Origin of the sequence: Mycobacterium sp. NAZ190054, assembly GCF_001545925.1 — a bacterium.
Lineage (GTDB): Bacteria > Actinomycetota > Actinomycetes > Mycobacteriales > Mycobacteriaceae > Mycobacterium.
Window position 1 is genome coordinate 1 of the sequence record NZ_LMVQ01000068.1, and the last position, 23,041, is coordinate 23,041.

The window sequence follows — 23,041 nt, forward strand, 5'->3', positions numbered from 1 at the left end:
CCGACGCCGCGTCCTCGGCGGCCTCGGCGGCATCGTGCAGCACCGAGACGATCGTGCCCGGTACGGCTTCCCCCATCGACGCGACGACCAGGGTCATGGCGTGGCGCAGCGACGTGCTCAGCAGGTCGTCGGCGCGTGCGCACACGCCGCCGGTGCCGCGCTGGACCGGACGACCTCGCAGTTGGCCTGCGCCGACGCCGCGTCCTCGGCGGCCTCGGCGGCATCGTGCAGCACCGAGACGATCGTGCCCGGTACGGCTTCCCCCATCGACGCGACGACCAGGGTCATGGCGTGGCGCAGCGACGTGCTCAGCAGGGCGCCGCTGATCTCGGTCAGCACGCCGTTGCGCTCCTCGGCGGCGGCCGCGGTGACCTCGGCGAGGGCCCGCAGGATCTGCGAAAGGATGACCCCTGAGTTGCCGCGGGCGCCCCGCAACGCGCCGTCGGCCAGCGCCGCGGCGACGGCGGTGACGTCGGCGTGGACGACGGTCTCGGCCTGCGCCCACGCGGCGCGCATGGTGAACAGCATGTTCGTGCCGGTGTCGGCGTCGGCGACCGGGAAGACGTTGAGCCGGTTGATCTCGTCGGTGTGGCTGATGAGGTCGGCGACGGCAGCATGGGCCCAGCGCCGCAGGGCGGACGCATCGAGGCGCCGAGCCGACATCCCACCTCCACACTGCTTCCGACGTCGGCGTCAGCCTAGCCAGTGGCGGGGACAGCACGAAGCGTGCAGGATGAGCCCTGTGCACGCCGCGTGTGCCGGGTTTTGGTGATCCCCGCGACGGCCGGTATCCTGATCAGGTTGTCGGGTCGCGCCGCCCCCGAGGTGGCCGGAGGAATCCAGACCCCGACCTAAGACCCCTGAGTACCGATTCGAGGAGTTTCAACATGGCTGCCGTGTGCGAGATCTGCGGGAAGGGCCCCGGCTTCGGCAAGTCGGTGTCGCACTCCCATCGCCGGACCAGCCGTCGGTGGAACCCGAACATCCAGTCCGTGCGCGCCGTGTCGGGTCCGGGCGGGAACAAGCACCGTGTCAACGTGTGCACGTCGTGCCTGAAGGCCGGCAAGGTCGCGCGCGGCTAGATTCTCGCAGTACCTGCGCCGACGGTCCCCGGTTTAGAGATGGGGCTGTCGGGTACGGCCCATTCCGTGGCCGGGCACCGGGCCCTGCCAGGAAGGAATGGTCTCGACGATGAGCCGCGCTGGACTGTCCCGTTCGATCCTTGTCGCAGTTTCCGGAGCACTCGCCGCCGGCTGGCTCCTGGTCGGCTGCGGGGGTGACGACGCATCCGACGGCGAGATGTCGCCCACGGAGACGACCACCGAGATGACGACCACCGAGACGACGACACCGACCGAGGGCGAGAACACGATCGAGATTCCGTCCCCGAACATCGACATCCCGTCGCCCGAGATGCCGGAGATCACGACGAGCCCGGCTCCCTGACCACGGGACCGCACACCGTCACTACGGCAGCCGCCAGTCGACCGGCTCGGCGCCCATCCGCCCGAGCAGGTCGTTGGCGCGGCTGAACGGTCTCGACCCGAAGAATCCGCGCGACGCCGACAGCGGCGACGGATGCGGGGACTCGATGACCGCGGTGTCACCCAGCATCGGGCGCAGCGTCGCGGCGTCCCTGCCCCACAGCACGGCCACCAACGGCCGGCGGCGGGCCACCAGCGCACGGATGGCGCACTCGGTGACCGCTTCCCACCCCTTGCCCCGATGTGACGCCGGCGTGCCCGGTCGCACCGTCAGCACCCTGTTGAGCAGCATGACGCCCTGTTCGCACCACGGCGTCAGGTCGCCGCACGCCGGTGCCGGATGGCCGAGGTCGGCCTGATACTCCTTGAAGATGTTGTCGAGGCTGCGCGGCAGCGGCCGCACGTCCGGCGCGACCGAGAAGCTCAACCCGACGGCGTGACCCGGGGTCGGGTACGGATCCTGCCCGACGATCAGCACCCGCACCTTCTCCAGCGGGTAGGTGAACGCCCGCAGCACGTTCTCACCGGACGGCAGATACCGGTGTCCGGCGGCGAGTTCCGCGCGCAGGAACTCCCCCATCTGTGCCACCTGGGCTTCGACCGGGGCCAGCGCCTCGGCCCAACCGTCGTCGACCAACTCCCGCAGAGGACGTGCTGTCACGAGAGGCCAACATAGCGGGCGTCCTCAGAAGGACTGCCAGCCCGGGTCTCCACGCCACGGCGCGCCGTCAACCGTCACGCCCGGCGCGCCGGGGGAGGCCGCCGAGACGGTGCCGATCACGCGCCAGCCCGGCGGTACGGCGCCGGGGAACGTCGCCACCAACGCGTGATCCTCCCCACCCCCGAGCACCCACTGCAGCGCGTCAGCGCCGGTGTCGGCCGCCGCCCCGGCCAGCGCGTCGAGGTCGGCGCGCAACGCGCCGGTCGCGAGATCGATGTGCACCTTCGACGCGGACGCGATGTGCCCGAGATCGGCCAGCAGACCGTCGGAGACGTCGGTCATCGCGGTGGCGCCCACCCGGGATGCGATCTCCCCTTGCCCGTAGGGCGGCTCGGGCACCAGGTGGCGTCGACGGAGCGCGACATGCCGATCGATTCCCTTGTGCCACAGCATGAATCCGGCCTGAGAGCGCCCGAGATCGCCGGCCACGGCCACGGTGTCGCCGGGCCTGGCCCCGTCGCGGCGCACCGGGTCCCGTCCGCCGAGGTCACCCAGCGCCGCCACCGAGATCACCCACTGCGGGGCCGCGACGACATCTCCGCCGACGATGCCCGCCCCCAACGCCCCGGCCTCATGCCACATTCCGTCGGCCAACTCCACCGCGCTCACGGTGCGGGTGTCGCCGGGTGCGCCGAATCCGACGACGAACGCGGTGGTCCGGCCACCCATCGCCTCGATGTCAGCCGCGTTCTGCGCAATGGCTTTTCGCCCGACGTCATGAGGGGAGGACCAGTCGAGCCGGAAATGCCGGTGCTCGACGAGCATGTCGGTGCACACCACGGCCCGGCCGTCGGCTGCGGCGACCACCGCCGCGTCGTCGCCCGGGCCGAGTGTGACGAACGGCGGCTGGCGCCGACCCGCCACCAGGCGGTCGATGACGGCGAATTCGCCCGACCCCGACAGCGTGTCGTGGGCGTCTTCGTGCGTCATCGTGATCCTCTCGCCGTCCTGAACGCTGGACGGACCTGCGGTACGTTTGGTCCCTGCGGCGTGGAGTCTATGCAGCCATCGAAGGGATTTCGCCAGTGGTCGAGGCTTTCGTTCTCATCCAGACCGAGGTCGGCCGCGCCGAAGTGATCGCCAAACAGCTCGCCGGGCTCACCGGTGTGTTGTCCTCGGAGTACGTGACCGGCCCGTACGACGTGGTGGTGCGGGTCGGCGCGGCGTCGCTGGACGAGTTGAAGTCGACGATCGTGCCCAGCGTGCAGCAGGTCGCCGGGATCACCCGGACGCTGACCTGTCCGATCGCCGGTGGAGCGCAGCCCTAGAGTTTGGGCCGTGAGCAGCCAGACCACCGACGGTCCGCCGAGGGCGGCGCTGATCGCCGCGCTGATCATCGCCGTCGGCGCGGTCGTCGCGGTGATCGTCACGGTCGCGGTGCTGCAGCGCTCACCGACGCAGCAGCCCGTCGCCATCACGGCACTGCCCGCCCCGCAGGCCCGGGGTCCGGAGTGCGCGGCCCTACTCGAAGTGCTGCCCGACGAACTCGGCGACTACCGCCGCGCCCCCGTGCTGGAGCCTGCGCCGCCCGGGACGGCCGCGTGGCGGCCTGAGCACGGCGGCGAAGCGCTGATCCTGCGGTGTGGTCTGGACAGGCCTGCCGAGTTCGTGACCGGCGCGCCGGTGCAGGTGGTGGACGCGGTCCAGTGGTTCCGGGTCCAGGACACCGCGGAGGCTCCCGATTCGCGGAGCACCTGGTTCGCCGTGGACCGGCCCGTCTACGTGGCGTTGACACTGCCGGCGGAGTCGGGTCCGACGCCGATCCAGGTTCTCTCGCAGTCGATCACGGACAGTCTGGCGACCCGCCCACCGGATCCGGCGCCTGTCGCGGTACCGCCCCGCTAACGCAGACCGGTGCCGCGGGCCACGGCGGTCTCGACCATCGTCGCCAGCAGGGTCGGGTAGTCGACGCCGCTGGCCGCCCACATCCGCGGATACATCGAGATCGTGGTGAAGCCCGGCATCGTGTTGATCTCGTTGATCACCGGTCCGTGGTCGGTCAGGAAGAAGTCCACCCGGGCCAAGCCCTGGCAGTCGACGGCGTTGAACGCCGCGATCGACAGGGCGCGGATCTCGTCGGCGACGCTGTCGTCGACCTTCGCCGGAACGTCCAGCTCGGCGGCGTCGTCGAGGTACTTCGTCTCGAAGTCGTAGAAGCCGTCTTCCCTGCCGCGCACCCCGGCCACCCGGATCTCCCCGACGGTGCTGGCCTCGACGCGGCCGTCCGGGAACTCCAGCACCCCGCACTCCAGTTCACGGCCGGGCACGGCCGCTTCGACGATGACCTTGGGGTCGTGCCGCCGGGCCACCTCGACCGCGGCGTCCAGCTGATCCCAGGCCGTGACGCGGCTCACGCCGATCGACGAGCCACCGCGGGCCGGCTTGACGAACACGGGCAGCCCCAGCCGCTCACGGTCTTCCAGCGACACGGTGGCCGCACGCGGGCGCAGGACGACGTGGTCGCCGACCGGCAGACCGGCGACCACGAGCAGTTTCTTGGTGAATTCCTTGTCCATGCCGGCCGCGCTCGCCAGCACCCCGGCACCCACGTACGGAACTCCGGCGAGCTCGAGCAGCCCCTGGATGGTGCCGTCCTCGCCGTAGGGCCCGTGCAGCACCGGGAACACCACGTCGACCGCGGCCAGCAGGTCTCCGGCGGCCTCCCCCAGAGAGACCAGGTGACCGCGTCGGCCCGGATCGGCGGCCAGCGCCAGTTCGGTGCCGGCCGAGGCGTCGACGTTGGGCAGCGCACCGTCGGTGATCGCCAGGGTCTCGGGCCGCCCGTCGGTGAGCACCCACGACCCTTCCGGTGTGATGCCGACGGGAACCGCCTCGAACCGTTGCGGGTCGAGGTTACGCAGGATGCTGCCTGCGGAAACACACGAGATCGCGTGCTCGGAGCTGCGTCCGCCGTAGACGACGGCGACTCGGATGCGGGCAGTCACAACCTAGAGAGGCTACCGGCCCGGCGGTCTCATGCGGCTCCGAGTGCCTGACGGACATCGTCGACCACATCGTCGGTGTCCTCGATGCCCAGCGAGATCCGGGCGAAGCCCTCGGAGACCGGGTCGCCCCAGCGGGCCCGGCGGTCGACGGAGGTGTGGATCCCGCCGAAACTCGTGGACGCGACCAGCAGCGCGCTTCTGCGGACCAGCTCGTGCACCGCCTCGGCGTCGGCCAGTTCGACGGCGACGATTCCGCCGAACCGCCGCATCTGGGCCGACGCGACGGCGTGGGAAGGATCTTCGGGCAGGCCGGGATACCGCACCGAACGTACGGCCGGGTGGGAACGCAGCATCAGCGCCAGTGCCGCCGCGTTCTGGCACTGCCTGTCGAACCGCAACCCGGCGCTGCCGAGGCTGCGCAGCACGAGCCACGCCTCGAACGCGCCGAGGATCGGTCCGGCGTGCAGCCGCTCCCGCCCGATCCGCTCCAAGAGTTCGGGGTGGCTGCCCGCGACGTAGCCGGCAAGCACGTCGTGGTGGCCGGCGAGGGCCTTGGTGGCGCTGGCCACCACCAGATCGGCGCCGAGAGACAGCGGCTGCTGACCGAACGGGGTGGCTGTGGTGTTGTCCACGACGAGCAAGGCCCGACGTGACCGGCAGATCATCGCCAACCGGTGCAGGTCGACGACGTCGAGGCCGGGATTCGACGGAGTCTCGGCCAGCACCACATCCGCCCCGCGGGCGGCCTCGCACATCTCGGCACACCGCGCCGGGACGACGGTGACGCCGCGCGGCGCGAGGTACTCGTCGGCGTAGGCGCGCACCTGGTAGTAGCCGTCGGCGGGCACCACGAGGGTGTGACCCGGCTCGGCGACGATCCGCAGCACCGCCGTCAGCGCCGCCATTCCGGAACCGAAGGTCAGCGCGCCGGCGGCGCCTTCGAGCTGAGCGAGCGCCGATTCCAGTTGCCGCCACGTCGGGTTGGACTTCCGGCCGTAGCTGTCAAGGGAGTCGTCTTCGTCGGCGGTGAGGTGGTAGGCCGCCGCCGGCACCGGCGGAGGCGCCACCGGCCTTCCCGGAACATGTTCTCCCCCAACAGCTTTGACGCTCCGGGTGGAGTCTCCGTAGGTGCCGGCCATCTGCCCTCACTCCGGCTTGGTGGTGCGCCCGAGCAACAGGGCCACCGCGTCGTCGACGGACAACCCCTTGTGGCAGACCCGGTGGACGGCTTCGGTCAGCGGCATCTCGACGTCGTAGCTGGACGCCAGCGCCAGCACCGACCGGCACGAGGTGACGCCCTCGGCGACATGGCCGCCGGTCGCCTCCCGCGCGGCCGCGATGGTGCCGCCCTTGCCGAGCCGCTCCCCGAAGGACCGGTTCCGCGAGTGCGGGGAGGTACAGGTGGCGACCAGATCACCGATCCCGGCAAGCCCGGCCAGTGTCGCGGGCTTGGCGCCCAACGCGATTCCGAGCCGCATGATCTCGGCCAGCCCGCGGGTGATGATGGCCGCGGCGGTGTTCTCACCGAGCCCGACTCCCGCCGCCATCCCGCAGGCCAGCGCGATGACGTTCTTGCAGGCGCCGCCGACCTCGGCGCCGATGACGTCGGCGTTGGTGTAAGGCCGGAAATACCCGGTGGCCAGGGCCCGTTGCAGGGCCACCGCCCGGCCGGAGTCGCTGCACGCGACGACGGTGGCCGCAGGCTGCTCGTCGGCGATCTCACTGGCCAGGTTCGGCCCGGTGACCACCGCGATCCGCGCCGGGTCGGCTCCGGTCACCTGCGCGATGACCTGACTCATCCGCATCAGCGTGTCCAGTTCGATGCCCTTGGCCAGGCTGACCAGCGAGGCGTCGGCCTCGAGATGGTCTTTCCACAGTTCGAGGTTGCTCCGCAGGGTCTGCGACGGGACGGCCAGCAGCACCGTACACGCGCCGGCGAGCGCTTCGGCGGGATCGCTGGTCGCCTTGATCGATTCGGGCAGCGCGGCGTCGAGATAACCGGGATTGCGATGGGTCCGGTTGATCTCGTCGGCCAGTTCGGCCCGGCGCGCCCACAACATCACGTTGTTGCCGGCATCGGCCAACACTTTCGCCAGGGCCGTTCCCCATGCCCCGGCCCCCATCACCGCCGCCTCTACCACGGCTTCAGATTAACCGGGAATAAGCGACTGGCAGGATGGCGCTCGTGAGCGGCATGAACAACGACCACGCCGACGTCGGTCTGGTGATCGCGGTCAAGCGGCTCACGGCGGCCAAGACACGGCTGGCGCCGATGTTTTCGGCGGCGGCCCGCGAGGACGTCGTGCTGGCCATGCTCGTCGACACCGTCAGCGCGGCGATGGCCGTGCCGGCGCTGCGGTCGGTGCTCATCGTCACCCCCGACCGCGATGCCGCCGACGCCGCCCGGCAGCTGGGCGCCCGGGTGCTGGCCGACCCGACACCGGCGGGCCATCGGGACCCGCTGAACAACGCATTGTCGTCGGCCGAAGCCGTCATCCGGCGAGAGACTCCGAATGTCGTTGTCCTGCAAGGTGATCTGCCTGCGGTCCAGACCCGCGAGCTCGTCGAGGCGATCGACGCGGCCCGGGCGCACCCGCGCAGTTTCGTCGCCGACCGGCACGGTACGGGCACCTCGGCACTGTTCGCCTTCGGCGTCGCGCTCGACCCGCGTTTCGGACCCGACTCCGCACGGCGTCATCGCCGTTCCGGAGCGGTCGAACTGGCCGGGTCGTGGCCCGGCCTGCGCTCGGACATCGACACCCCCGAGGATCTGCTCGCCGCACGTGAGCTCGGCGTCGGTCCGGCGACAGCGCTGGCCATCGGCCGCGTCGTGAATCCGTGACCCATCTCGGTGGCAGAGGCACCCGGGTATAGGGAATCATCGACAGATATGACCGAAGCCCAGACTCGGCAGGACCAGGCGGAGCCCTCCGAGGCATCGGAGACGGTCCCGCCGTCGCCGGTCGCGATACCGCCGGATTCGGCACCCGTGGCGCCGCCTGCGGCGACCTCTTCCCCGGTCGAGAACCCCCTTCCCGAAGACCGCTACCTGAACCGAGAACTGAGCTGGCTGGATTTCAACGCCCGCGTGCTCGCCCTCGCGGCAGATCCGTCGTTGCCGTTGCTGGAACGCGCCAAGTTCCTGGCGATCTTCGCGTCCAATCTCGACGAGTTCTACATGGTGCGCGTGGCCGGGCTGAAACGCCGTGACGAGATGGGGCTGTCGGTGCGGTCGGCGGACGGCCTGTCACCGCGTGAACAGCTGCGCCGCATCAGCGAACGCACCCAGCAGATCGCCAGCCGGCATGCGCACGTCTTCCTGGGCTCGGTGCGGCCCGCGCTGGCCCGGGAGGGCATCGTCATCGTCACCTGGGCCGAACTCGACGAGGCCGAACGCGGCAGGCTCTCCACCTATTTCCACGAACAGGTGTTCCCGGTGCTGACCCCACTGGCCGTCGATCCGGCGCACCCGTTCCCGTTCGTGAGTGGGTTGAGCCTCAATCTCGCGATCACCGTCAGACATCCCGACGACGGTGGACAGCATTTCGCCCGAATCAAGGTGCCCGACAACGTCGACCGCTTCGTCGAGCTGGCCTGCCGGGAGGACACGCCGGGCACGGTGCGTTTCCTCCCGATGGAGGAGCTGATCGCCGCATTCCTGCCGGTGTTGTTCCCCGGGCTGGAGATCGTGGAGCACCACGCGTTCCGGATCACCCGCAACGCGGACTTCGAGGTGGAGGAAGACCGCGACGAGGATCTGCTGCAGGCGCTGGAGCGGGAGTTGGCCCGCCGCCGCTTCGGATCCCCGGTCCGCCTCGAGGTCTCCGACGACATGACCGAGAGCATGCTGGAGCTGCTGCTGCGTGAACTCGACGTCGCACCCGGAGATGTGGTCGAAGTGCCCGGGCTGCTGGATCTGTCCTCGCTGTGGCAGATCTACGGGGTGGACCGGCCCGCGCTCAAGGATCCGCCGTTCGTGCCCGCCACCCCGTCGGCGTTCGGTGAACGCGAGACACCCAAGAGCATCTTCTCGGCGCTGCGCGACGGCGATGTGCTGGTGCACCATCCGTACGACTCGTTTTCCACCACCGTGCAACGGTTCATCGAGCAGGCGGCAGCCGATCCCAATGTGCTCGCGATCAAGCAGACGCTGTACCGCACCTCAGGCGACTCCCCGATCGTCAACGCGCTCATCGACGCCGCCGAGGCCGGCAAGCAGGTGGTGGCGCTGGTGGAGATCAAGGCCCGGTTCGACGAACAGGCGAACATCAAGTGGGCGCGCGCACTCGAACAGGCCGGTGTGCACGTGGTGTACGGCCTGATCGGCCTGAAGACACACTGCAAGACGTGTCTGGTGGTACGCCGTGAGGGGTCGACGATCCGGCGCTACTGCCATGTGGGCACCGGTAACTACAACCCGAAGACCGCGCGGTTGTACGAGGACATCGGCCTGCTGACCGCCGCACCGGACATCGGCGCCGACCTGACCGACCTGTTCAACTCACTGACCGGCTACTCGCGCAAGGAGTCCTACCGCAACCTGCTGGTGGCGCCGTACGGCGTGCGCAAAGGCATCATCGAGCGCATCGAGCGCGAGATCGCCGCCACCAAGGACGGCGCCGAGGGCCGGATCCGCTTGAAGGCCAATGCTTTGGTCGACGAGCAGGTCATCGACGCGCTGTATCGCGCGTCACAGGCCGGTGTGCGTGTCGAGGTCGTCGTCCGTGGCATCTGCGCGCTGCGTCCCGGCGCACCGGGCTTCTCGGAGAACATCACGGTGCGGTCGATCCTCGGCCGGTTCCTCGAGCATTCACGGATCATTCACTTCCGCGCCATCGACGAATACTGGATCGGAAGCGCGGACATGATGCATCGTAATCTCGACCGGCGTGTGGAAGTGATGGCGCAGGTTAAAGATCCACGATTGACCGCCCAGTTGAACGACATCTTCGAATCGGCCGTCGACCCGAGCACCCGGTGCTGGGAGCTCGGCCCCGACGGGCACTGGACGGCCTCGCCGCAGGAAGGCCACACCGTGCGTGACCACCAGCGGTCGATGACGGAACTGCACAGGCAACCGTAGGTTCCCTTTTCCGGGCCGGTGAATGACACGCAGGAGTTGAGGTGCCGAAGGAGCACAAACGGGATGCAGTGGTGAAGAAGTCACCGATCCTGGCCGCCGGCGCGGTGCTGTGGCGCCCCCGGGAATGCACCGGCACATCGGAGCTCGCGATCGTCCATCGTCCGCGGTACGACGACTGGTCCCTACCCAAGGGCAAGGTCGACCCGGGTGAGACCGAACCGCTCACCGCCGTGCGCGAGATCGCCGAAGAGACCGGCTACCGCGCCCGCCTCGGGCGGCGTCTGCCCACCGTCACCTATCCGGTCGAGCACGGCACCAAGAAGGTCCGGTACTGGGCGGCACGCTGCCTGGGCGGCGACTTTCACCCCAACGACGAAGTCGACGAACTGCGGTGGCTCTCCGCCGAGGACGCGATGTCGCTGCTGAGTTACCCGCACGACCGCAAGGTGGTCCGCCATTTCCTCAAGCACCCCGCCGACACCCAGACGGTGCTGATCGTCCGGCACGGCACCGCAGGCGACAAGAAGCGCTATCGCGGTGACGACCGAAAGCGCCCGCTGGACAAGAGGGGCCGCGCCCAGGCCGAATCCCTGGTCGGACAACTACTGGCGTTCGGCGCCGACGAGTTGTTCGCCGCCGACCGGGTGCGGTGCCACCAGACGCTCGATCCGCTGGCCGAGGAGCTCGGCCTGGTGATCCACGACGAGCCGGCACTGACCGAGGAGGCCTATGCGGAGGACCGCAAGGCCGCCCGGCACCGTATCCTCGAGATCGCCGAGAAGTCGGCCACACCGGTGATCTGCACCCAGGGAAAGGTGATCCCCGACCTCATCTCCTGGTGGTGCGAACGCGACGGGGTACGGCCGGACAAGTCCCGCAACCGCAAGGGCAGCACGTGGGTGATGTCGCTGTCGGACGGCCGTCTGGTCGCCGCCGATCACATCAGCAGCCCGTTGCCCCCGAAGAAGTGACGCCGCAATTGAATTCAATGTCGTCGTAGCGACACGCACAGATACGCCGCGGATCTTCCAGATCCGCGGCGTATCCGTGTGAACGTGACTACTTGCGTCCGCGCTTGGCCGGAGCCTTCTTGGCGGGCGCCTTCTTGGCGGCCGTGGCCTTCTTGGCCGGAGCCTTGGTCGCGGCCTTCTTGGCCGGAGCCTTCTTGGCCGGTGCGGCCTTCTTGGCGGCGGTGGCCTTCTTGGCCGGAGCCTTCTTGGCCGCGGTGGCCTTCTTGGCCGGAGCCTTCTTGGCGGCTGCGGCCTTCTTGGCCGGAGCCTTCTTGGCCGCGGTGGCCTTCTTGGCCGGTGCGGCCTTCTTGGCGGCCGCGGCCTTCTTGGCCGGTGCCGCCTTCTTGGCCGGCGCCTTCTTCGCAGCCTTGCGGGCGGTGCTCGTCGCGGTCACACCGCGCTTGACCGCCGGACCCTCGGCCGGAAGCTTCTGTGCGCCAGAGACAACAGCCTTGAACTGAGCGCCGGGACGGAACGCCGGAACCGAGGTGGGCTTTACCTTCACGGTCTCGCCGGTGCGGGGATTGCGCGCCACCCGCGCGGCGCGACGACGCTGCTCGAAAACACCGAAGCCCGTGATGGTGACGCTCTCACCCTTGTGCACGGCGCGCACGATGGTGTCGACGACGTTCTCCACCGCCGCAGTCGCTTGCCGACGATCCGAGCCCAATTTCTCCGTGAGTACGTCGATGAGCTCTGCTTTGTTCATGCAAAACCTCCGAAACCAGTGGCCCTTTCTGGGCCGACTAGTGGACACGGTAAACCCATTGCCTGCTGATTTCCAAGAGCCACGCGCAATTTCAGGCACGCTCAGCGAACTTTTTTCAATCCGCTTGGCCCCCTTACTCTCCTGACGGAGCCCGCGAAAAGGGGGGCTCAGGCGCGGGATTTCAGCCTTTCGGCCGCCCGGTCACGCCGGAAGAGTGCGCGGTTTCCACTCCGGCCTGCGCTGCTCATAATCCTCGATTTCCTCGAGTTTGCGCAGCGTAAGGCCTATATCGTCGAGCCCTTCGAGCAGCCGCCAGGCGGTGTAATCGTCAATGTTGAACGGCACCATCATGGTTCCGGCGGTAATGGTTCGATCTTGAAGATTCACAGTGATTTCCGTCCCAGGATGCTGCTCGATGAGCTTCCACAACAATTCGACGTCATCCTGGGACACTTCCGCCGCCAGCAGCCCCGCCTTGCCGGAGTTGCCCCGGAAGATGTCGGCGAATCGGGACGAGATCACCACCCGGAATCCGAAGTCCATCAGCGCCCAGACCGCATGTTCGCGCGACGAACCGGTTCCGAAATCCGGGCCGGCGACCAGAACCGAGCCTTTGTCGAACGGCGGCAGATTCAGGACGAAGGACGGGTCGGAGCGCCAGGCGGCGAAAAGACCGTCCTCGAATCCCGTTCGGGTCACCCGCTTCAGGTAGACGGCGGGGATGATCTGGTCGGTGTCGACGTTCGAGCGGCGCAGCGGGACGCCGATCCCGGTGTGGGTGCGGAAAGCTTCCATGACAATCTCCTGGGTCTCAGTGGGCTTATTCGCCGGCGAGGTCGGCGGGGGAAGACAGCGTGCCGCGGATCGCGGTGGCGGCGGCCACCGCAGGCGAGACGAGGTGGGTGCGCCCGCCCTTGCCTTGCCTGCCCTCGAAATTCCGGTTCGACGTCGAGGCGCACCGCTCCCCCGGCGCGAGCTGGTCGGGGTTCATCCCGAGGCACATCGAGCAGCCCGCCTGCCGCCACTCCGCCCCTGCGGCGGTGAAAATCTCGCCCAGACCCTCGGACTCGGCCTGCGCGCGCACCCGCATGGACCCCGGCACGACGAGCATCCGGACACCGTCGGCCACCTTGCGGCCACGCAGGACGTCGGCGACCACGCGCAGATCCTCGATCCGCCCGTTGGTGCACGAACCGACGAACACCGCGTCGACCGAGATGTCCCGCATCGGGGTACCCGGGCGAAGGTCCATGTATGCCAAGGCCTTTTCGGCCGCCTGCCGCTCGCCCTCGTCGAAGATCATCTCGGGGTCGGGAACCGCGTCGCTCAGCGGCACGCCCTGGCCGGGATTGGTCCCCCAGGTGACGAACGGGCTCAGCGTCGAGGCGTCGAGGTAGATCTCGGTGTCGAACTGGGCGCCCTCGTCGGTACGCAGCTGGGTCCACGCCTCCACCGCAGCGTCCCACGCGGCGCCCTGCGGAGCGTGCGGGCGACCGCGCAGGAACTCGAAAGTCGTCTCGTCGGGCGCGATCATGCCGGCCCGGGCCCCGGCCTCGATACTCATGTTGCAGATCGTCATCCGGCCTTCCATCGACAGCGATTCGATGGCGCTGCCGCGGTATTCGATCACGTGGCCCTGGCCACCGCCGGTGCCGATCTTGGCGATCACGGCCAGGATGATGTCTTTGGCGCTGACCCCGGGCGGCAGCTCACCGTCGACGTTGACCGCCATCGTCTTGAACGGCCGCAGCGGAAGTGTCTGGGTGGCAAGCACATGCTCGACCTCGGAGGTGCCGATGCCCATCGCCAGCGCGCCGAACGCGCCGTGCGTCGAGGTGTGGCTGTCACCACAGACCACGGTCGTGCCCGGCTGGGTCAGCCCCAGCTGCGGACCGATGATGTGCACGATGCCCTGTTCGACATCGCCCATCGGATGCAGTCGGATCCCGAACTCCGCGCAGTTGCGGCGCAGGGTCTCGACCTGAGTGCGCGAGATCGGATCGGCGATCGGCTTGTCGATGTCGATGGTCGGCACGTTGTGGTCCTCGGTGGCGATCGTCAGATCGGGGCGGCGCACCGTGCGCCCGGCGAGCCGCAATCCGTCGAAGGCCTGGGGGCTGGTGACCTCATGGAGGATGTGCAGGTCGATGTAGATGAGGTCCGGCTGGCGCGCGGCACCTTCACCGGTTCCGGGAACGACGACATGGTCACTCCACACCTTCTCGGCGAGCGTGCGGGGCTGATTCGCGATGGCCATCTTGACTGTCTCACAATCTGGGAAGCTAGTATCTCCTTGTGAGACAGAATAGCGGCATCGGCGTGTTGGACAAAGCGGTCACCGTGCTTCACGCGGTGGCCGAGTCTCCCTGCGGACTCGCCGATCTCTGCGAGCGCACCGACCTGCCGCGGGCGACCGCGCACCGACTCGCCGTCGGGCTGGAGGTACACCGGCTGCTCGCTCGCGACGGCGACGGGCAGTGGCGGCTGGGCCCCGCCCTCGTCGAACTCGCCGGGCACGTCAAGGATCCGCTGCTGGCGGCCGGTGCGGTGGTCCTGCCGCGGCTGCGCGAATTGACCGGGGAGAGCGTGCAGTTGTATCGCCGGGAGGGCACCACCCGGATCTGCATCGCGGCGCTGGAGCCGCCCGCCGGCCTCCGCGACACCGTGCCCGTCGGCACGCGGTTGCCGATGACGGCGGGTTCGGGCGCCAAGGTGCTGCTCGCCTTCGCCGACACGGCCACCCAGCAGGCGGTGCTGCCCTCGGCCAAGTTCACCGACCGCACGCTGGCCGAGGTGCGCAAGCGGGGATGGGCGCAGAGTGCCGCGGAACGCGAGCCGGGGGTCGCCAGCGTCTCGGCACCGGTCCGCGACGGCCGCGGCGGCGTCATCGCCGCGGTCTCGGTCTCCGGACCGATCGACAGGATGGGAAGGCGCCCGGGCGCCCGCTGGGCGGCGGACCTGGTGGCCGCCGCGGATGCGTTGACGCGCCGGCTGTAGCCGGCATCCTGCCCGCGGGACCGCGGGCAGGTGCGCAGAGAAGTACTTGTACCCCCGATGGGATTCGAACCCACGCTACCGCCGTGAGAGGGCGGCGTCCTAGGCCGCTAGACGACGGGGGCTAGAACTAGTGCCGGTTGGAAAGCATAGCTCAGGTGAGAATGCAGACCTAATCAGTGGCTTTGGCTGGGGTACCAGGACTCGAACCTAGAATGGCTGAACCAGAATCAGCTGTGTTGCCAATTACACCATACCCCATTGGCTGCTTGTAACCGCTGGTCACAAGCCCTTTTTCGGTCCGACACGCCTCGGTGTCACCGTGACGCGCCTTCTGTGCGGACCGACGAGCAGACTACCAAAGATTTCGGGGTGGTTTTTCACGCCTCCACCGTCGCGGTCGCCGCGGCGTGGTCCCGCCCCGCCCGCAACCGTGCCAAGCTGCGGTCACGGCCGAGAAGCTCCAGCGACTCGAACAGCGGCGGGCTCACCGACGAGCCCGTCGCGGCCACGCGGACCGGGCCGAAGGCCTTGCGGGGTTTGAGCTCGAGCCGTTCGATCAGCGCGCCCTTGAGCGCCTCCTCGATGGTCGCCACGTCCCACGACGCGATGCCCTCAAGCACCTCCAGGGCCGCGTCGAGCACCGGCACCGCCTCTGCCTTGAGCTCTTTGGCCGCCGACTTCTCGTCGAGGACGAACGACCCGTCGTCGAGAAACCTCAGCAGTCCCCACGCGTCGCCGAGCACCACGATCCGGGTCTGCACCAGCCGGGCCGCCTCGGCGAACCGGGCGTCGTCGAGCCCGGTGTGGTGGCCGTGGGCGGCGAAATAGGCGGCGAGCCGGCGGGCGAACTCGGCTTCGTCGAGCATCCGGATGTGCTCGGCGTTGAGCGCGTCGGCCTTCTTCTGGTCGAATCTGGCCGGATTCGAGTTGACGTCGGCGACGTCGAACGCGGCGACCATCTCCGCGAGGCTGAAGATGTCGCGGTCGTCGGCGATCGACCAGCCCAGCAGGGCAAGGTAATTCAGCAGACCCTCGGGGATGAAACCCCGCTCCCGGTGCAGGAACAGGTTGGATTGCGGGTCCCGCTTGGACAGCTTCTTGTTGCCTTCACCGAGCACCGACGGCAGGTGCGCGAACTGCGGTGTCATATCCGTCACACCGATGCGGATCAGCGCGGCGTAGAGCGCGAGCTGACGCGGCGTCGACGGCAGCAGATCCTCACCGCGCAGGACGTGTGTGATTTTCATCAACGCGTCGTCGACCGGATTGACCAAGGTGTACAACGGCTCTCCGGTGCCCCGGGTCAGCGCGAAATCCGGTACCGACCCCGCGGGGAAGGTCGTCTCGCCGCGCACGAGGTCATTCCAGGTGAGGTCGGTGTCGGGCATCTTCAGCCGCACGACGGGCCGGCGGCCCTCGGCGCGGAACGCCGCGCGCTGCTCGTCGGTCAGGTCACGGTCGTAGTTGTCGTAACCGAGTTTCGGGTTGCGGCCGGCCGCGAGGTGGCGGGCCTCGACCTCCTCTGCGGTCGAGAACGCCTCGTAGGCCTCACCGGCGGCCAGCAGGCGGTCGATCACGTCGAGGTAGATCTCGCGACGCTGCGACTGGCGGTAGGGCGCGTACGGCCCGCCGATCTCGGGGCCCTCGTCCCAGTCCATCCCGAGCCACCGCAGCGCGTCCAGCAGCGCCTGGTAGCTGTCCTCGCTGTCACGGGCGGAGTCGGTGTCCTCGATGCGGAACACGAACGTGCCACCGGTGTGTCGGGCGTAGGCCCAGTTGAACAGCGCGGTCCGGATCAGGCCGACGTGCGGCGTCCCGGTCGGCGACGGACAGAATCTGACACGAACCGCTGCCTGCGCACTCGCCGTATCCGAGGTCGTCACGATTTTCCTTTTCTCACAACGGGATTGGTGAGGGTTCCGATGCCCTCGACGGTGATGCTGACGTTGTCGCCGTGCTCGAGGGGGCCCACCCCCGCCGGGGTTCCGGTCAGGATGAGATCACCGGGGAGCAGGGTCATCACCGCCGAGATCCACTCGACGATCGCGCCGATGTCGTGGATCATCAACGACGTCCGGCTGCGTTGCTTGACTTCGCCGTTGACCTCGGTGCGGATCTCCAGATCGGAAGGGTCCAGGTCGGTGACGATCCACGGACCGACCGGGCAGAACGTGTCGTGGCCCTTGGCGCGCATCCACTGGCCGTCCTTGCGCTGCTGATCGCGGGCCGACACATCGTTGGCGATGGTGTAACCCAGGATGTTCTCGGCGGCGCGCGAGGCCGGAACGTCCTTGCAGGGGCGCCCGATCACCGCCGCCAACTCACCCTCGAAGTGCACCGGATCGGCGTCGGCGGGCAGTTGGATGGGCGTGTAGGGCCCGATGATCGCGGTGTTCGGTTTCAGGAAGATGATCGGGTCCTCGAACGTGCCGCCACCCATCTCCTCGATGTGCGCAGCGTAGTTCTTCCCCATGCACACCACCTTGCTGGCCAGGATCGGAGCCAGCAGGCGCACATCGGCCAGCGGCCACTGCCGGCCGGTGAAGGTCGGGGTGCCGAAAGGGTGCTCGGCGATCTCGCGGGCGATCGCAGCGCCCGGGTCCTCGGGCGGACCTTCGATCGCGACGAAGGCGACTCCATCGGGGCTGGCAATTCGTCCGAGACGCATGCCGCCAGCCTAGTGCCCGGCGCATCGGCCGCCGCGGGCACGGCACGGACCCCACAGTGTTTCACATTCTGGGATCACAGTTCAGTACCGTGAGACAGCGTGGAACCATGGCGCCATGGGCACCACCACGATCACCTCGATGAGACGCTGGTCGATGCTGGCGATCGGGCTGCTGGCCACCCTGTGCGCCAACGTGTTCATCAACGGTGTGGCGTTCCTCATCCCCACTCTGCACGGCGAACGCGGCCTCGATCTCGCGGCGGCGGGCCTGATGTCCTCGCTGCCCAGCCTCGGGATGGTGGTGACGCTGATCGCCTGGGGCTACGTCGTGGACCGCGTGGGTGAACGGGTGGTGCTGACGCTCGGCTCGGGGCTGACCGCGGCGGCCGCGTTCGCCGCGGCCGGTGCGGACTCCCTTGTGACGACGGGAATTTTCCTGTTCCTGGGCGGCATGGCGGCCGCGAGCAGCAACACCGCCAGCGGACGGCTGGTGGTCGGCTGGTTCGACGCCGAGCGGCGCGGCCTCGTGATGGGTATCCGGCAGACCGCCCAGCCGCTGGGAGTCGGTATCGGCGCGCTGGTGATCCCCCGGCTCGCCGGAGCCGAGGGCGTCTCGGCCGCCCTGCTGTTTCCGGCCGTCGTGTGCGCGGTGGCGGCGGTGTTGTGCGCCGTCGCGGTGATCGACCCGCCCCGGCCCGCGCGTGCCGAGGCCGACCACAGCGCCCTGTCCAACCCGTATCGCGGCTCGCCGATGCTGTGGCGCGTCCACCTGACGTCCGTGCTGCTGGTCGTGCCGCAGGTGATGGTGTGGACGTTCACACTGGTGTGGCTCATCTCCGAGCGGGGCTGGTCTGCCGAATCCGCGGGCGTGCTGGTGATGGCGGCCCAGATCCTGGGCGCCGCCGGCCGGATCGGAGCAGGCCGCTGGTCGGACATGTTCGTCAAGCGCTCCGGCGACGTGATCGCCTCCCGGTTGCGCCCGATCCGGATGATCGCCGCCGCCGCGGCGGCCGCGATGGCGCTGCTGGCCGTCACCGACTGGATGGGCTCACCGGTGAGCATCGCGTTGATGGTCGCCGCGTCGGTGATCACGGTGTCGGACAACGGTTTGGCGTTCACGTTGATCGCCGAGTACGCCGGTCCGTTCTGGAGCGGACGGGCCCTGGGCACACAGAACACCAGCCAGCTGTTCGCCCAGGGGGTGGCTCCGCCACTGTTCGGCGGACTGATCGCGGTCGCCGGCTACCCGGTGGCGTTCGCGGTGTGTGCGCTGTTCCCGTTGCTGGCGATCCCGGCGGTGCCGCTGTCGGTCAAGACGGATCGGTAAGGCGTCTACAGCTTTCCGAGGATCCGCTCGCCGACCTGGGTGGTCGACAGCCTCTCGTCACCCCGGGTGGCCAGATGTTCGGCGACGGCCTGGTCGACCCGCGTGGCGGCGTCGATCTCGGCCATGTGGGCCAGCAGAAGCGAGACCGACATGATGGCCGCCGTCGGATCGGCGATGCCCTGTCCCGCGATGTCGGGCGCGCTGCCGTGCACCGGCTCGAACATGGACGGATTCGTCAGCGTGGCATCGATGTTGCCGCTGGCGGCCAGCCCGATACCACCGCACACCGCCGCGGCGAGGTCGGTGATGATGTCACCGAACAGGTTGTCGGTGACGATGACGTCGAACCGGCCCGGGTCGGTGACCATGTGGATGGTCGCGGCGTCGACGTGCTGGTAGGCGACCTCGACCTCCGGGAACTCGGCGGCCACCGTCTGGACCGTGCGCCACCACAGCGATCCGGCGTTGGTCAGCACGTTGTTCTTGTGCACCAGGGTCAGATGCCTGCGGCGCTGCTGCGCCCGCTTGAACGCGTCCTGCACCACCCGGCGCACGCCGTAGGCGGTGTTCACGCTGACCTCGGTGGCGACCTCGTGCGGCGTCCCGACGCGGATCGCGCCGCCGTTGCCGGTGTAGGGGCCCTCGGTGCCCTCCCGCACCACGACGAAGTCGATCTCCGGGTCACCGGCGAGCGGGCTCTGCACCCCCGGGTAGAGCCGGCCCGGCCGCAGGTTGATGTGGTGGTCGAGTTCGAACCGGATGCGCAGCAGCAGCCCGCGTTCGAGCACACCGCTGGGCATCGAGGGATCGCCGATCGCGCCGAGCAGGATCGCGTCGTGGCCCTTCAGCTCCTCCAGCACGGAGTCCGGCAGGACCTCGCCGGTGCGGTGGTAGAGCCGCGCGCCGAGGTCGTACTCGGTCTTCTCCACGCCGGGCAGCACGGCGTCGAGCACCTTGAGTGCCTCGCCGATGACTTCCGGTCCGATGCCGTCACCGGCGATCACTGCCAACTTCATCGACGGGCTCACGTCAGGTCCACCACTTCCAGCGTCACGGCGTTCACATCGCGGCCGATGGCGGCGAGGACGTCCTCGGGAACTTCACGGTCGAGTCGCAGCATGATCGTCGCTCCGCTGCCGTCGGCGTCCTGGCTCAGCTGTGCGGCCAGGATGTTCACCGCCGCACCGCCGAGCAGAGTGCCGATCTTGCCGAGCGCGCCGGGCTGGTCGTCGTAGTTGATGATCAGGTTGACGCCCTCGGCGCGCAGATCCAGGTTGCGGCCGTTGATCTGGACGATCTTCTCGACCAGCTGAGGCCCCGACAGCGTGCCCGAGACATTGACCGTCGAACCGTCGGCGGCCACCCCGCGGACGTCGACGACGCTGCGGTGGTTCGGGCTCTCGCTCTCGGTGTCGATCGAGGCCTCGACACCGCGCTCGGCGGCCAGCGCCGGGGCGTTGACGAACGTGACCTGGTCCTCGATGACCGCGGAGAACAGGCCGCGCAACGCCGAGAGCCGCAGCACCCCGACGTCTTCGGAGGCCAGCTCGCCGCGGACCTGCACGCAGAGGTTGGTGGGCAGCTCGGCGGACAGGGCACCGACGAGCAGACCGAGCTTGCGGGCCAGGTCCAGCCACGGCGCCACCTCCTCGCCGACGACGCCGCCACCGACGTTGACCGCGTCGGGAACGAACTCGCCCGCCAGCGCGAGTTTCACGCTCGCCGCGACGTCGGTGCCGGCCCGGTCCTGCGCCTCCGCGGTGGACGCCCCGAGGTGCGGGGTCACCACGACCTGCGGCAGCTCGAACAGCGGGCTGTCGGTGCACGGCTCGGTGGAGAACACGTCCAGGCCCGCGCCGCGGACGTGGCCGCTGGTGATCGCGTCGGCGAGGGCGGCCTCGTCGATCAGCCCACCGCGGGCCGCGTTGACGATGATCACGCCCGGCTTGGTCTTGGCCAGCGCCTCCTCGCCGATCAGGCCGGCAGTCTCCTTGGTCTTGGGCAGATGCACGGAGATGAAGTCGGCGCGGCCGAGGAGTTCGTCGAGCGAGAGGAGCTCGATCCCCAGCTGGGCGGCGCGCGCCTGGGACACATACGGGTCGTAGGCGGTGATGTGGGCACCGAAAGCGGCGAGCCGCTGGGCCACCAGCTGACCGATGCGGCCGAGACCGACCACACCGACCGTCTTGCCGAAGATCTCGGTGCCCGAGAACGACGAACGCTTCCAGGTGCGCTGACGCAGTGTCGCGTCGGCCGCGGGGATCTGCCGGGCGGCCGACAGCAGCAGCGCCAGGGCGTGCTCGGCGGCGCTGTGGATGTTGGAGGTCGGTGCGTTGACCACCAGCACCCCGCGGGCGGTGGCGGCGTCGACGTCGACGTTGTCCAGGCCCACACCCGCGCGCGCGACGATCTTCAGTTTGGGCGCCGCGGCGAGGACTTCGGCGTCGACCGTCGTCGCCGAGCGCACCAGCAGCGCATCGGCGTCGGCCACCGCCGCCAGCAGCTTCTCCCGATCCGGCCCATCGACCCAGCGGACCTCGACCTGGTCGCCCAGGGCCTCCACCGTCGATTGGGCCAGCTTGTCGGCGATCAGTACCACAGGAAGACTCACGGGTCCTCAGCCTAATGGGCTCTAATGGCGTCGTGGAATTGACCGTCGTCGGGAGTGGGCCCAACGGACTGGCCGCAGCCGTGATCTGCGCACGAGCCGGGATATCGGTGCGGGTGGTCGAAGCGCAGCCGACCCCCGGCGGCGGCGCGCGCACGCTGCCGGACCCGGAGTTCGGCGGTGTGACGCACGACATCTGCTCGGCCGTGCACCCGCTGGCGCTGGCGTCGCCGTTCTTCGCCGAGTTCGATCTGCCCGCCCGGGGCGTGACGCTGGCGGTACCCGAGATCTCGTACGGCAATCCGCTGCCCGGCCGCCCGGCGGCCATCGGCTACCGCGACATCACGCGCACCTGCGCGGAGCTCGACGACGGTGCGTCGTGGCGACGGCTGCTCGGACCGTTGGCCGCCGACTGCGACGGTGTGGTCGGGTTGCTGCTGGGCGACAAGCGTTCGATACCGCCGAGCCTGCCCGCGGCGTTGCGGGTCGCCCCCCGGCTGCTGGCGCAGGGCAGCCCCGCGTGGGGCACCCTGGCCGGCGAGGACGCCCGCGCGCTGTTCACCGGCGTTGCGGCGCATACGATTTCGCGGATGCCGTCGCTGGTCTCCGCCGGCGCCGGCCTGATGCTGGCCACCCTCGGCCACGCGGTCGGCTGGCCGATCCCCGTCGGCGGGTCACAGGCGATCCCGGACGCGCTGATCGCCGACCTCCGCGCGCACGGCGGCGAACTGGTCGTCGGCGAGCAGGTGACCAGCCCGCCGTCGGGAGTCGTGCTCTACGACACGGCGCCGACGGCGCTGCTGGACCTCTACGGCGACCGGCTGCCCGCCGGCTACGCGAAAACGTTGCGCCGGTACCGATACGGACCCGGGGTGGCCAAAGTCGACTTCGTGCTGTCCGACGACATCCCGTGGCGGGACGACCGCCTGCGTGACGTACCGACGCTGCACATGGGCGGTGACCGCGCCACGATGGCGTTGGCGGAGAAGGAGATCGGGGCGGGCAGGCACCCGCGCCGGCCGATGGTGCTGGCCTCGCTCCCCCACCTGGCCGACCCGGGCCGCATCGACGCACACGGCCGTCGGCCGCTGTGGACCTACGCCCACGTGCCCTCGGGTTCGACCGTCGACATGGCCGAGGCGGTCACCGAGGTGTTCGAACGGTTCGCGCCCGGCTTCCGCGATGTGGTGGTCGGTGTGCGCAGCGTCCCCGCGGCGCGACTGTCCGAGCACAACGCCAACCTGGTCGGTGGCGACATCGGCGTCGGCGGGAACAACATGATCGGTGCGCTGACCGGGCCGGCGCTGCGCTGGAACCCATGGTCGACACCGATACCGAAGGCGTACCTGTGTTCGTCGGCCACCCCGCCCGGCAGCGGCGTGCACGGGATGGCCGGCTTCTACGCCGCGCGCACCGTGCTGCGGCGCGAATTCGGCATCAAGGATCTGCCCTCGCTCGCCCCGCCGGCCCGGTGATTCGGCGCGTAGGG

General features: G+C 69.3%; 22 protein-coding genes, 2 tRNA genes and 1 pseudogene. 10 read left to right on the forward strand and 15 right to left on the reverse strand.

What is annotated here, in order from left to right:
* Nucleotides 1–138: 138 nt before the first annotated feature.
* Nucleotides 139–663: pseudogene (locus ASJ79_RS06475) on the reverse strand (DAK2 domain-containing protein); the annotation flags it as partial.
* A 224-nt stretch (nt 664–887) separates the two neighbouring features.
* Here ASJ79_RS06475 and rpmB point away from each other — a divergent pair.
* Complete coding sequence (rpmB, locus tag ASJ79_RS06480) at nt 888–1,082, forward strand: 50S ribosomal protein L28 (protein WP_003928664.1); 195 nt, start codon at nt 888–890, stop codon at nt 1,080–1,082.
* Between the two features lie 109 nt (nt 1,083–1,191).
* Nucleotides 1,192–1,446 (forward strand): hypothetical protein, encoded by a 255-nt coding sequence (locus ASJ79_RS06485; protein WP_156448305.1) that lies wholly within the window; start codon nt 1,192–1,194, stop codon nt 1,444–1,446.
* Between the two features lie 21 nt (nt 1,447–1,467).
* On the opposite strand, the gene ASJ79_RS06490 is transcribed toward ASJ79_RS06485, so the two are convergent.
* Together ASJ79_RS06490 and ASJ79_RS06495 are read right to left on the reverse strand one after the other, a co-directional pair.
* Nucleotides 1,468–2,145 carry a uracil-DNA glycosylase gene (locus tag ASJ79_RS06490; RefSeq protein ID WP_067953912.1) on the reverse strand — a complete coding sequence of 226 codons (678 nt, stop codon included), beginning with the start codon at nt 2,143–2,145 and terminating at the stop codon, nt 1,468–1,470.
* Nucleotides 2,146–2,169: 24 nt separating this feature from the next.
* Entirely contained in the window at nt 2,170–3,135 is a 966-nt protein-coding gene (locus ASJ79_RS06495; protein WP_067953913.1) for a thiamine-phosphate kinase, read from the reverse strand.
* A 95-nt stretch (nt 3,136–3,230) separates the two neighbouring features.
* Here ASJ79_RS06495 and ASJ79_RS06500 point away from each other — a divergent pair, with 95 nt between their 5' ends.
* Nucleotides 3,231–3,473, forward strand: coding sequence for an Lrp/AsnC ligand binding domain-containing protein (locus ASJ79_RS06500; RefSeq protein ID WP_067953914.1), 243 nt, complete (start codon nt 3,231–3,233; stop codon nt 3,471–3,473).
* 10 nt (nt 3,474–3,483) lie between these two features.
* Nucleotides 3,484–4,050: a DUF3515 domain-containing protein gene (locus ASJ79_RS06505; RefSeq protein WP_067953915.1), complete on the forward strand. Its 567-nt coding sequence runs from the start codon at nt 3,484–3,486 to the stop codon at nt 4,048–4,050.
* On the opposite strand, the gene ASJ79_RS06510 is transcribed toward ASJ79_RS06505, so the two are convergent.
* The 3 genes from ASJ79_RS06510 to ASJ79_RS06520 are packed head-to-tail and all read right to left on the reverse strand — an operon-like array spanning nt 4,047 to nt 7,273.
* Complete coding sequence (locus ASJ79_RS06510) at nt 4,047–5,150, reverse strand: D-alanine--D-alanine ligase family protein (protein ID WP_067953916.1); 1,104 nt, start codon at nt 5,148–5,150, stop codon at nt 4,047–4,049. The genes ASJ79_RS06505 and ASJ79_RS06510 overlap by 4 nt on opposite strands.
* Nucleotides 5,151–5,179: 29 nt before the next feature.
* A complete protein-coding gene (locus tag ASJ79_RS06515) occupies nt 5,180–6,289 on the reverse strand; it encodes a cystathionine gamma-lyase (protein ID WP_067953917.1) in 1,110 nt (369 codons plus the stop codon).
* Nucleotides 6,290–6,295: 6 nt separating this feature from the next.
* Nucleotides 6,296–7,273 carry an NAD(P)H-dependent glycerol-3-phosphate dehydrogenase gene (locus ASJ79_RS06520; protein ID WP_067953918.1) on the reverse strand — a complete coding sequence of 326 codons (978 nt, stop codon included), beginning with the start codon at nt 7,271–7,273 and terminating at the stop codon, nt 6,296–6,298.
* 53 nt (nt 7,274–7,326) lie between these two features.
* On the opposite strand from ASJ79_RS06520, the gene cofC reads away from it, so the two are divergent.
* From cofC to ASJ79_RS06535, 3 genes are read left to right on the forward strand one after another with little or no spacing between them, the layout of a single operon-like run.
* The gene (cofC, locus tag ASJ79_RS06525) at nt 7,327–7,992 is read left to right on the forward strand and encodes a 2-phospho-L-lactate guanylyltransferase (RefSeq protein ID WP_231750749.1); all 666 of its coding nucleotides are present in this window, start codon (nt 7,327–7,329) and stop codon (nt 7,990–7,992) included.
* 48 nt (nt 7,993–8,040) lie between these two features.
* Nucleotides 8,041–10,233 carry an RNA degradosome polyphosphate kinase gene (locus ASJ79_RS06530; protein WP_067953919.1) on the forward strand — a complete coding sequence of 731 codons (2,193 nt, stop codon included), beginning with the start codon at nt 8,041–8,043 and terminating at the stop codon, nt 10,231–10,233.
* Between the two features lie 41 nt (nt 10,234–10,274).
* Nucleotides 10,275–11,204, forward strand: coding sequence for an NUDIX hydrolase (locus tag ASJ79_RS06535; RefSeq protein WP_067953920.1), 930 nt, complete (start codon nt 10,275–10,277; stop codon nt 11,202–11,204).
* 88 nt (nt 11,205–11,292) lie between these two features.
* Here the strand turns inward: ASJ79_RS06535 and ASJ79_RS06540 are convergent, their stop codons facing one another.
* The 3 genes from ASJ79_RS06540 to leuC form a co-directional block, all read right to left on the reverse strand.
* Entirely contained in the window at nt 11,293–11,952 is a 660-nt protein-coding gene (locus ASJ79_RS06540) for an HU family DNA-binding protein (RefSeq protein WP_067953921.1), read from the reverse strand.
* 201 nt (nt 11,953–12,153) lie between these two features.
* Entirely contained in the window at nt 12,154–12,747 is a 594-nt protein-coding gene (gene leuD, locus ASJ79_RS06545) for a 3-isopropylmalate dehydratase small subunit (protein ID WP_067953922.1), read from the reverse strand.
* Between the two features lie 25 nt (nt 12,748–12,772).
* Nucleotides 12,773–14,209, reverse strand: coding sequence for a 3-isopropylmalate dehydratase large subunit (leuC, locus tag ASJ79_RS06550; RefSeq protein ID WP_067953923.1), 1,437 nt, complete (start codon nt 14,207–14,209; stop codon nt 12,773–12,775).
* 38 nt (nt 14,210–14,247) lie between these two features.
* Here leuC and ASJ79_RS06555 point away from each other — a divergent pair, with 38 nt between their 5' ends.
* The gene (locus tag ASJ79_RS06555) at nt 14,248–14,949 is read left to right on the forward strand and encodes an IclR family transcriptional regulator (RefSeq protein WP_067953924.1); all 702 of its coding nucleotides are present in this window, start codon (nt 14,248–14,250) and stop codon (nt 14,947–14,949) included.
* 49 nt (nt 14,950–14,998) lie between these two features.
* On the opposite strand, the gene ASJ79_RS06560 is transcribed toward ASJ79_RS06555, so the two are convergent.
* The 4 genes from ASJ79_RS06560 to ASJ79_RS06575 form a co-directional block, all read right to left on the reverse strand.
* Nucleotides 14,999–15,071 (reverse strand) — tRNA-Glu (locus tag ASJ79_RS06560).
* Between the two features lie 61 nt (nt 15,072–15,132).
* Nucleotides 15,133–15,207 (reverse strand) — tRNA-Gln (locus tag ASJ79_RS06565).
* A 119-nt stretch (nt 15,208–15,326) separates the two neighbouring features.
* Entirely contained in the window at nt 15,327–16,832 is a 1,506-nt protein-coding gene (gene gltX, locus ASJ79_RS06570) for a glutamate--tRNA ligase (protein ID WP_067953925.1), read from the reverse strand.
* Complete coding sequence (locus tag ASJ79_RS06575) at nt 16,829–17,617, reverse strand: fumarylacetoacetate hydrolase family protein (protein WP_067953926.1); 789 nt, start codon at nt 17,615–17,617, stop codon at nt 16,829–16,831. Before ASJ79_RS06575 ends, gltX begins: the two co-directional genes overlap by 4 nt.
* A 115-nt stretch (nt 17,618–17,732) precedes the next feature.
* Between ASJ79_RS06575 and ASJ79_RS06580 the strand changes: the two genes are divergently transcribed.
* Nucleotides 17,733–18,944: an MFS transporter gene (locus tag ASJ79_RS06580; protein ID WP_067953927.1), complete on the forward strand. Its 1,212-nt coding sequence runs from the start codon at nt 17,733–17,735 to the stop codon at nt 18,942–18,944.
* A gap of 5 nt (nt 18,945–18,949) precedes the next feature.
* On the opposite strand, the gene ASJ79_RS06585 is transcribed toward ASJ79_RS06580, so the two are convergent.
* Both ASJ79_RS06585 and serA read right to left on the reverse strand, forming a co-directional pair.
* Complete coding sequence (locus ASJ79_RS06585) at nt 18,950–19,960, reverse strand: 3-isopropylmalate dehydrogenase (protein WP_067953928.1); 1,011 nt, start codon at nt 19,958–19,960, stop codon at nt 18,950–18,952.
* Between the two features lie 8 nt (nt 19,961–19,968).
* Nucleotides 19,969–21,555 (reverse strand): phosphoglycerate dehydrogenase, encoded by a 1,587-nt coding sequence (gene serA / locus ASJ79_RS06590; protein WP_067953929.1) that lies wholly within the window; start codon nt 21,553–21,555, stop codon nt 19,969–19,971.
* 32 nt (nt 21,556–21,587) lie between these two features.
* Here serA and ASJ79_RS06595 point away from each other — a divergent pair, with 32 nt between their 5' ends.
* Entirely contained in the window at nt 21,588–23,027 is a 1,440-nt protein-coding gene (locus ASJ79_RS06595) for an NAD(P)/FAD-dependent oxidoreductase (RefSeq protein ID WP_197420102.1), read from the forward strand.
* The last annotated feature ends 14 nt before the right edge of the window (nt 23,028–23,041 follow it).

Bases quoted from the DNA above. Each gene is read 5' to 3' on its own strand.
- rpmB (WP_003928664.1), top strand. From the start codon at position 888: ATGGCTGCCGTGTGCGAGATCTGCGGGAAGGGCCCCGGCTTCGGCAAG.
- ASJ79_RS06485 (WP_156448305.1), top strand. From the start codon at position 1,192: ATGAGCCGCGCTGGACTGTCCCGTTCGATCCTTGTCGCAGTTTCCGGA.
- ASJ79_RS06495 (WP_067953913.1), bottom strand. From the start codon at position 3,135: ATGACGCACGAAGACGCCCACGACACGCTGTCGGGGTCGGGCGAATTC.
- ASJ79_RS06515 (WP_067953917.1), bottom strand. From the start codon at position 6,289: ATGGCCGGCACCTACGGAGACTCCACCCGGAGCGTCAAAGCTGTTGGG.
- ASJ79_RS06520 (WP_067953918.1), bottom strand. From the start codon at position 7,273: ATGGGGGCCGGGGCATGGGGAACGGCCCTGGCGAAAGTGTTGGCCGAT.
- cofC (WP_231750749.1), top strand. From the start codon at position 7,327: ATGGCGCTCGTGAGCGGCATGAACAACGACCACGCCGACGTCGGTCTG.
- ASJ79_RS06530 (WP_067953919.1), top strand. From the start codon at position 8,041: ATGACCGAAGCCCAGACTCGGCAGGACCAGGCGGAGCCCTCCGAGGCA.
- ASJ79_RS06540 (WP_067953921.1), bottom strand. From the start codon at position 11,952: ATGAACAAAGCAGAGCTCATCGACGTACTCACGGAGAAATTGGGCTCG.
- leuD (WP_067953922.1), bottom strand. From the start codon at position 12,747: ATGGAAGCTTTCCGCACCCACACCGGGATCGGCGTCCCGCTGCGCCGC.
- leuC (WP_067953923.1), bottom strand. From the start codon at position 14,209: ATGGCCATCGCGAATCAGCCCCGCACGCTCGCCGAGAAGGTGTGGAGT.
- ASJ79_RS06575 (WP_067953926.1), bottom strand. From the start codon at position 17,617: ATGCGTCTCGGACGAATTGCCAGCCCCGATGGAGTCGCCTTCGTCGCG.
- ASJ79_RS06580 (WP_067953927.1), top strand. From the start codon at position 17,733: ATGGGCACCACCACGATCACCTCGATGAGACGCTGGTCGATGCTGGCG.
- ASJ79_RS06585 (WP_067953928.1), bottom strand. From the start codon at position 19,960: ATGAAGTTGGCAGTGATCGCCGGTGACGGCATCGGACCGGAAGTCATC.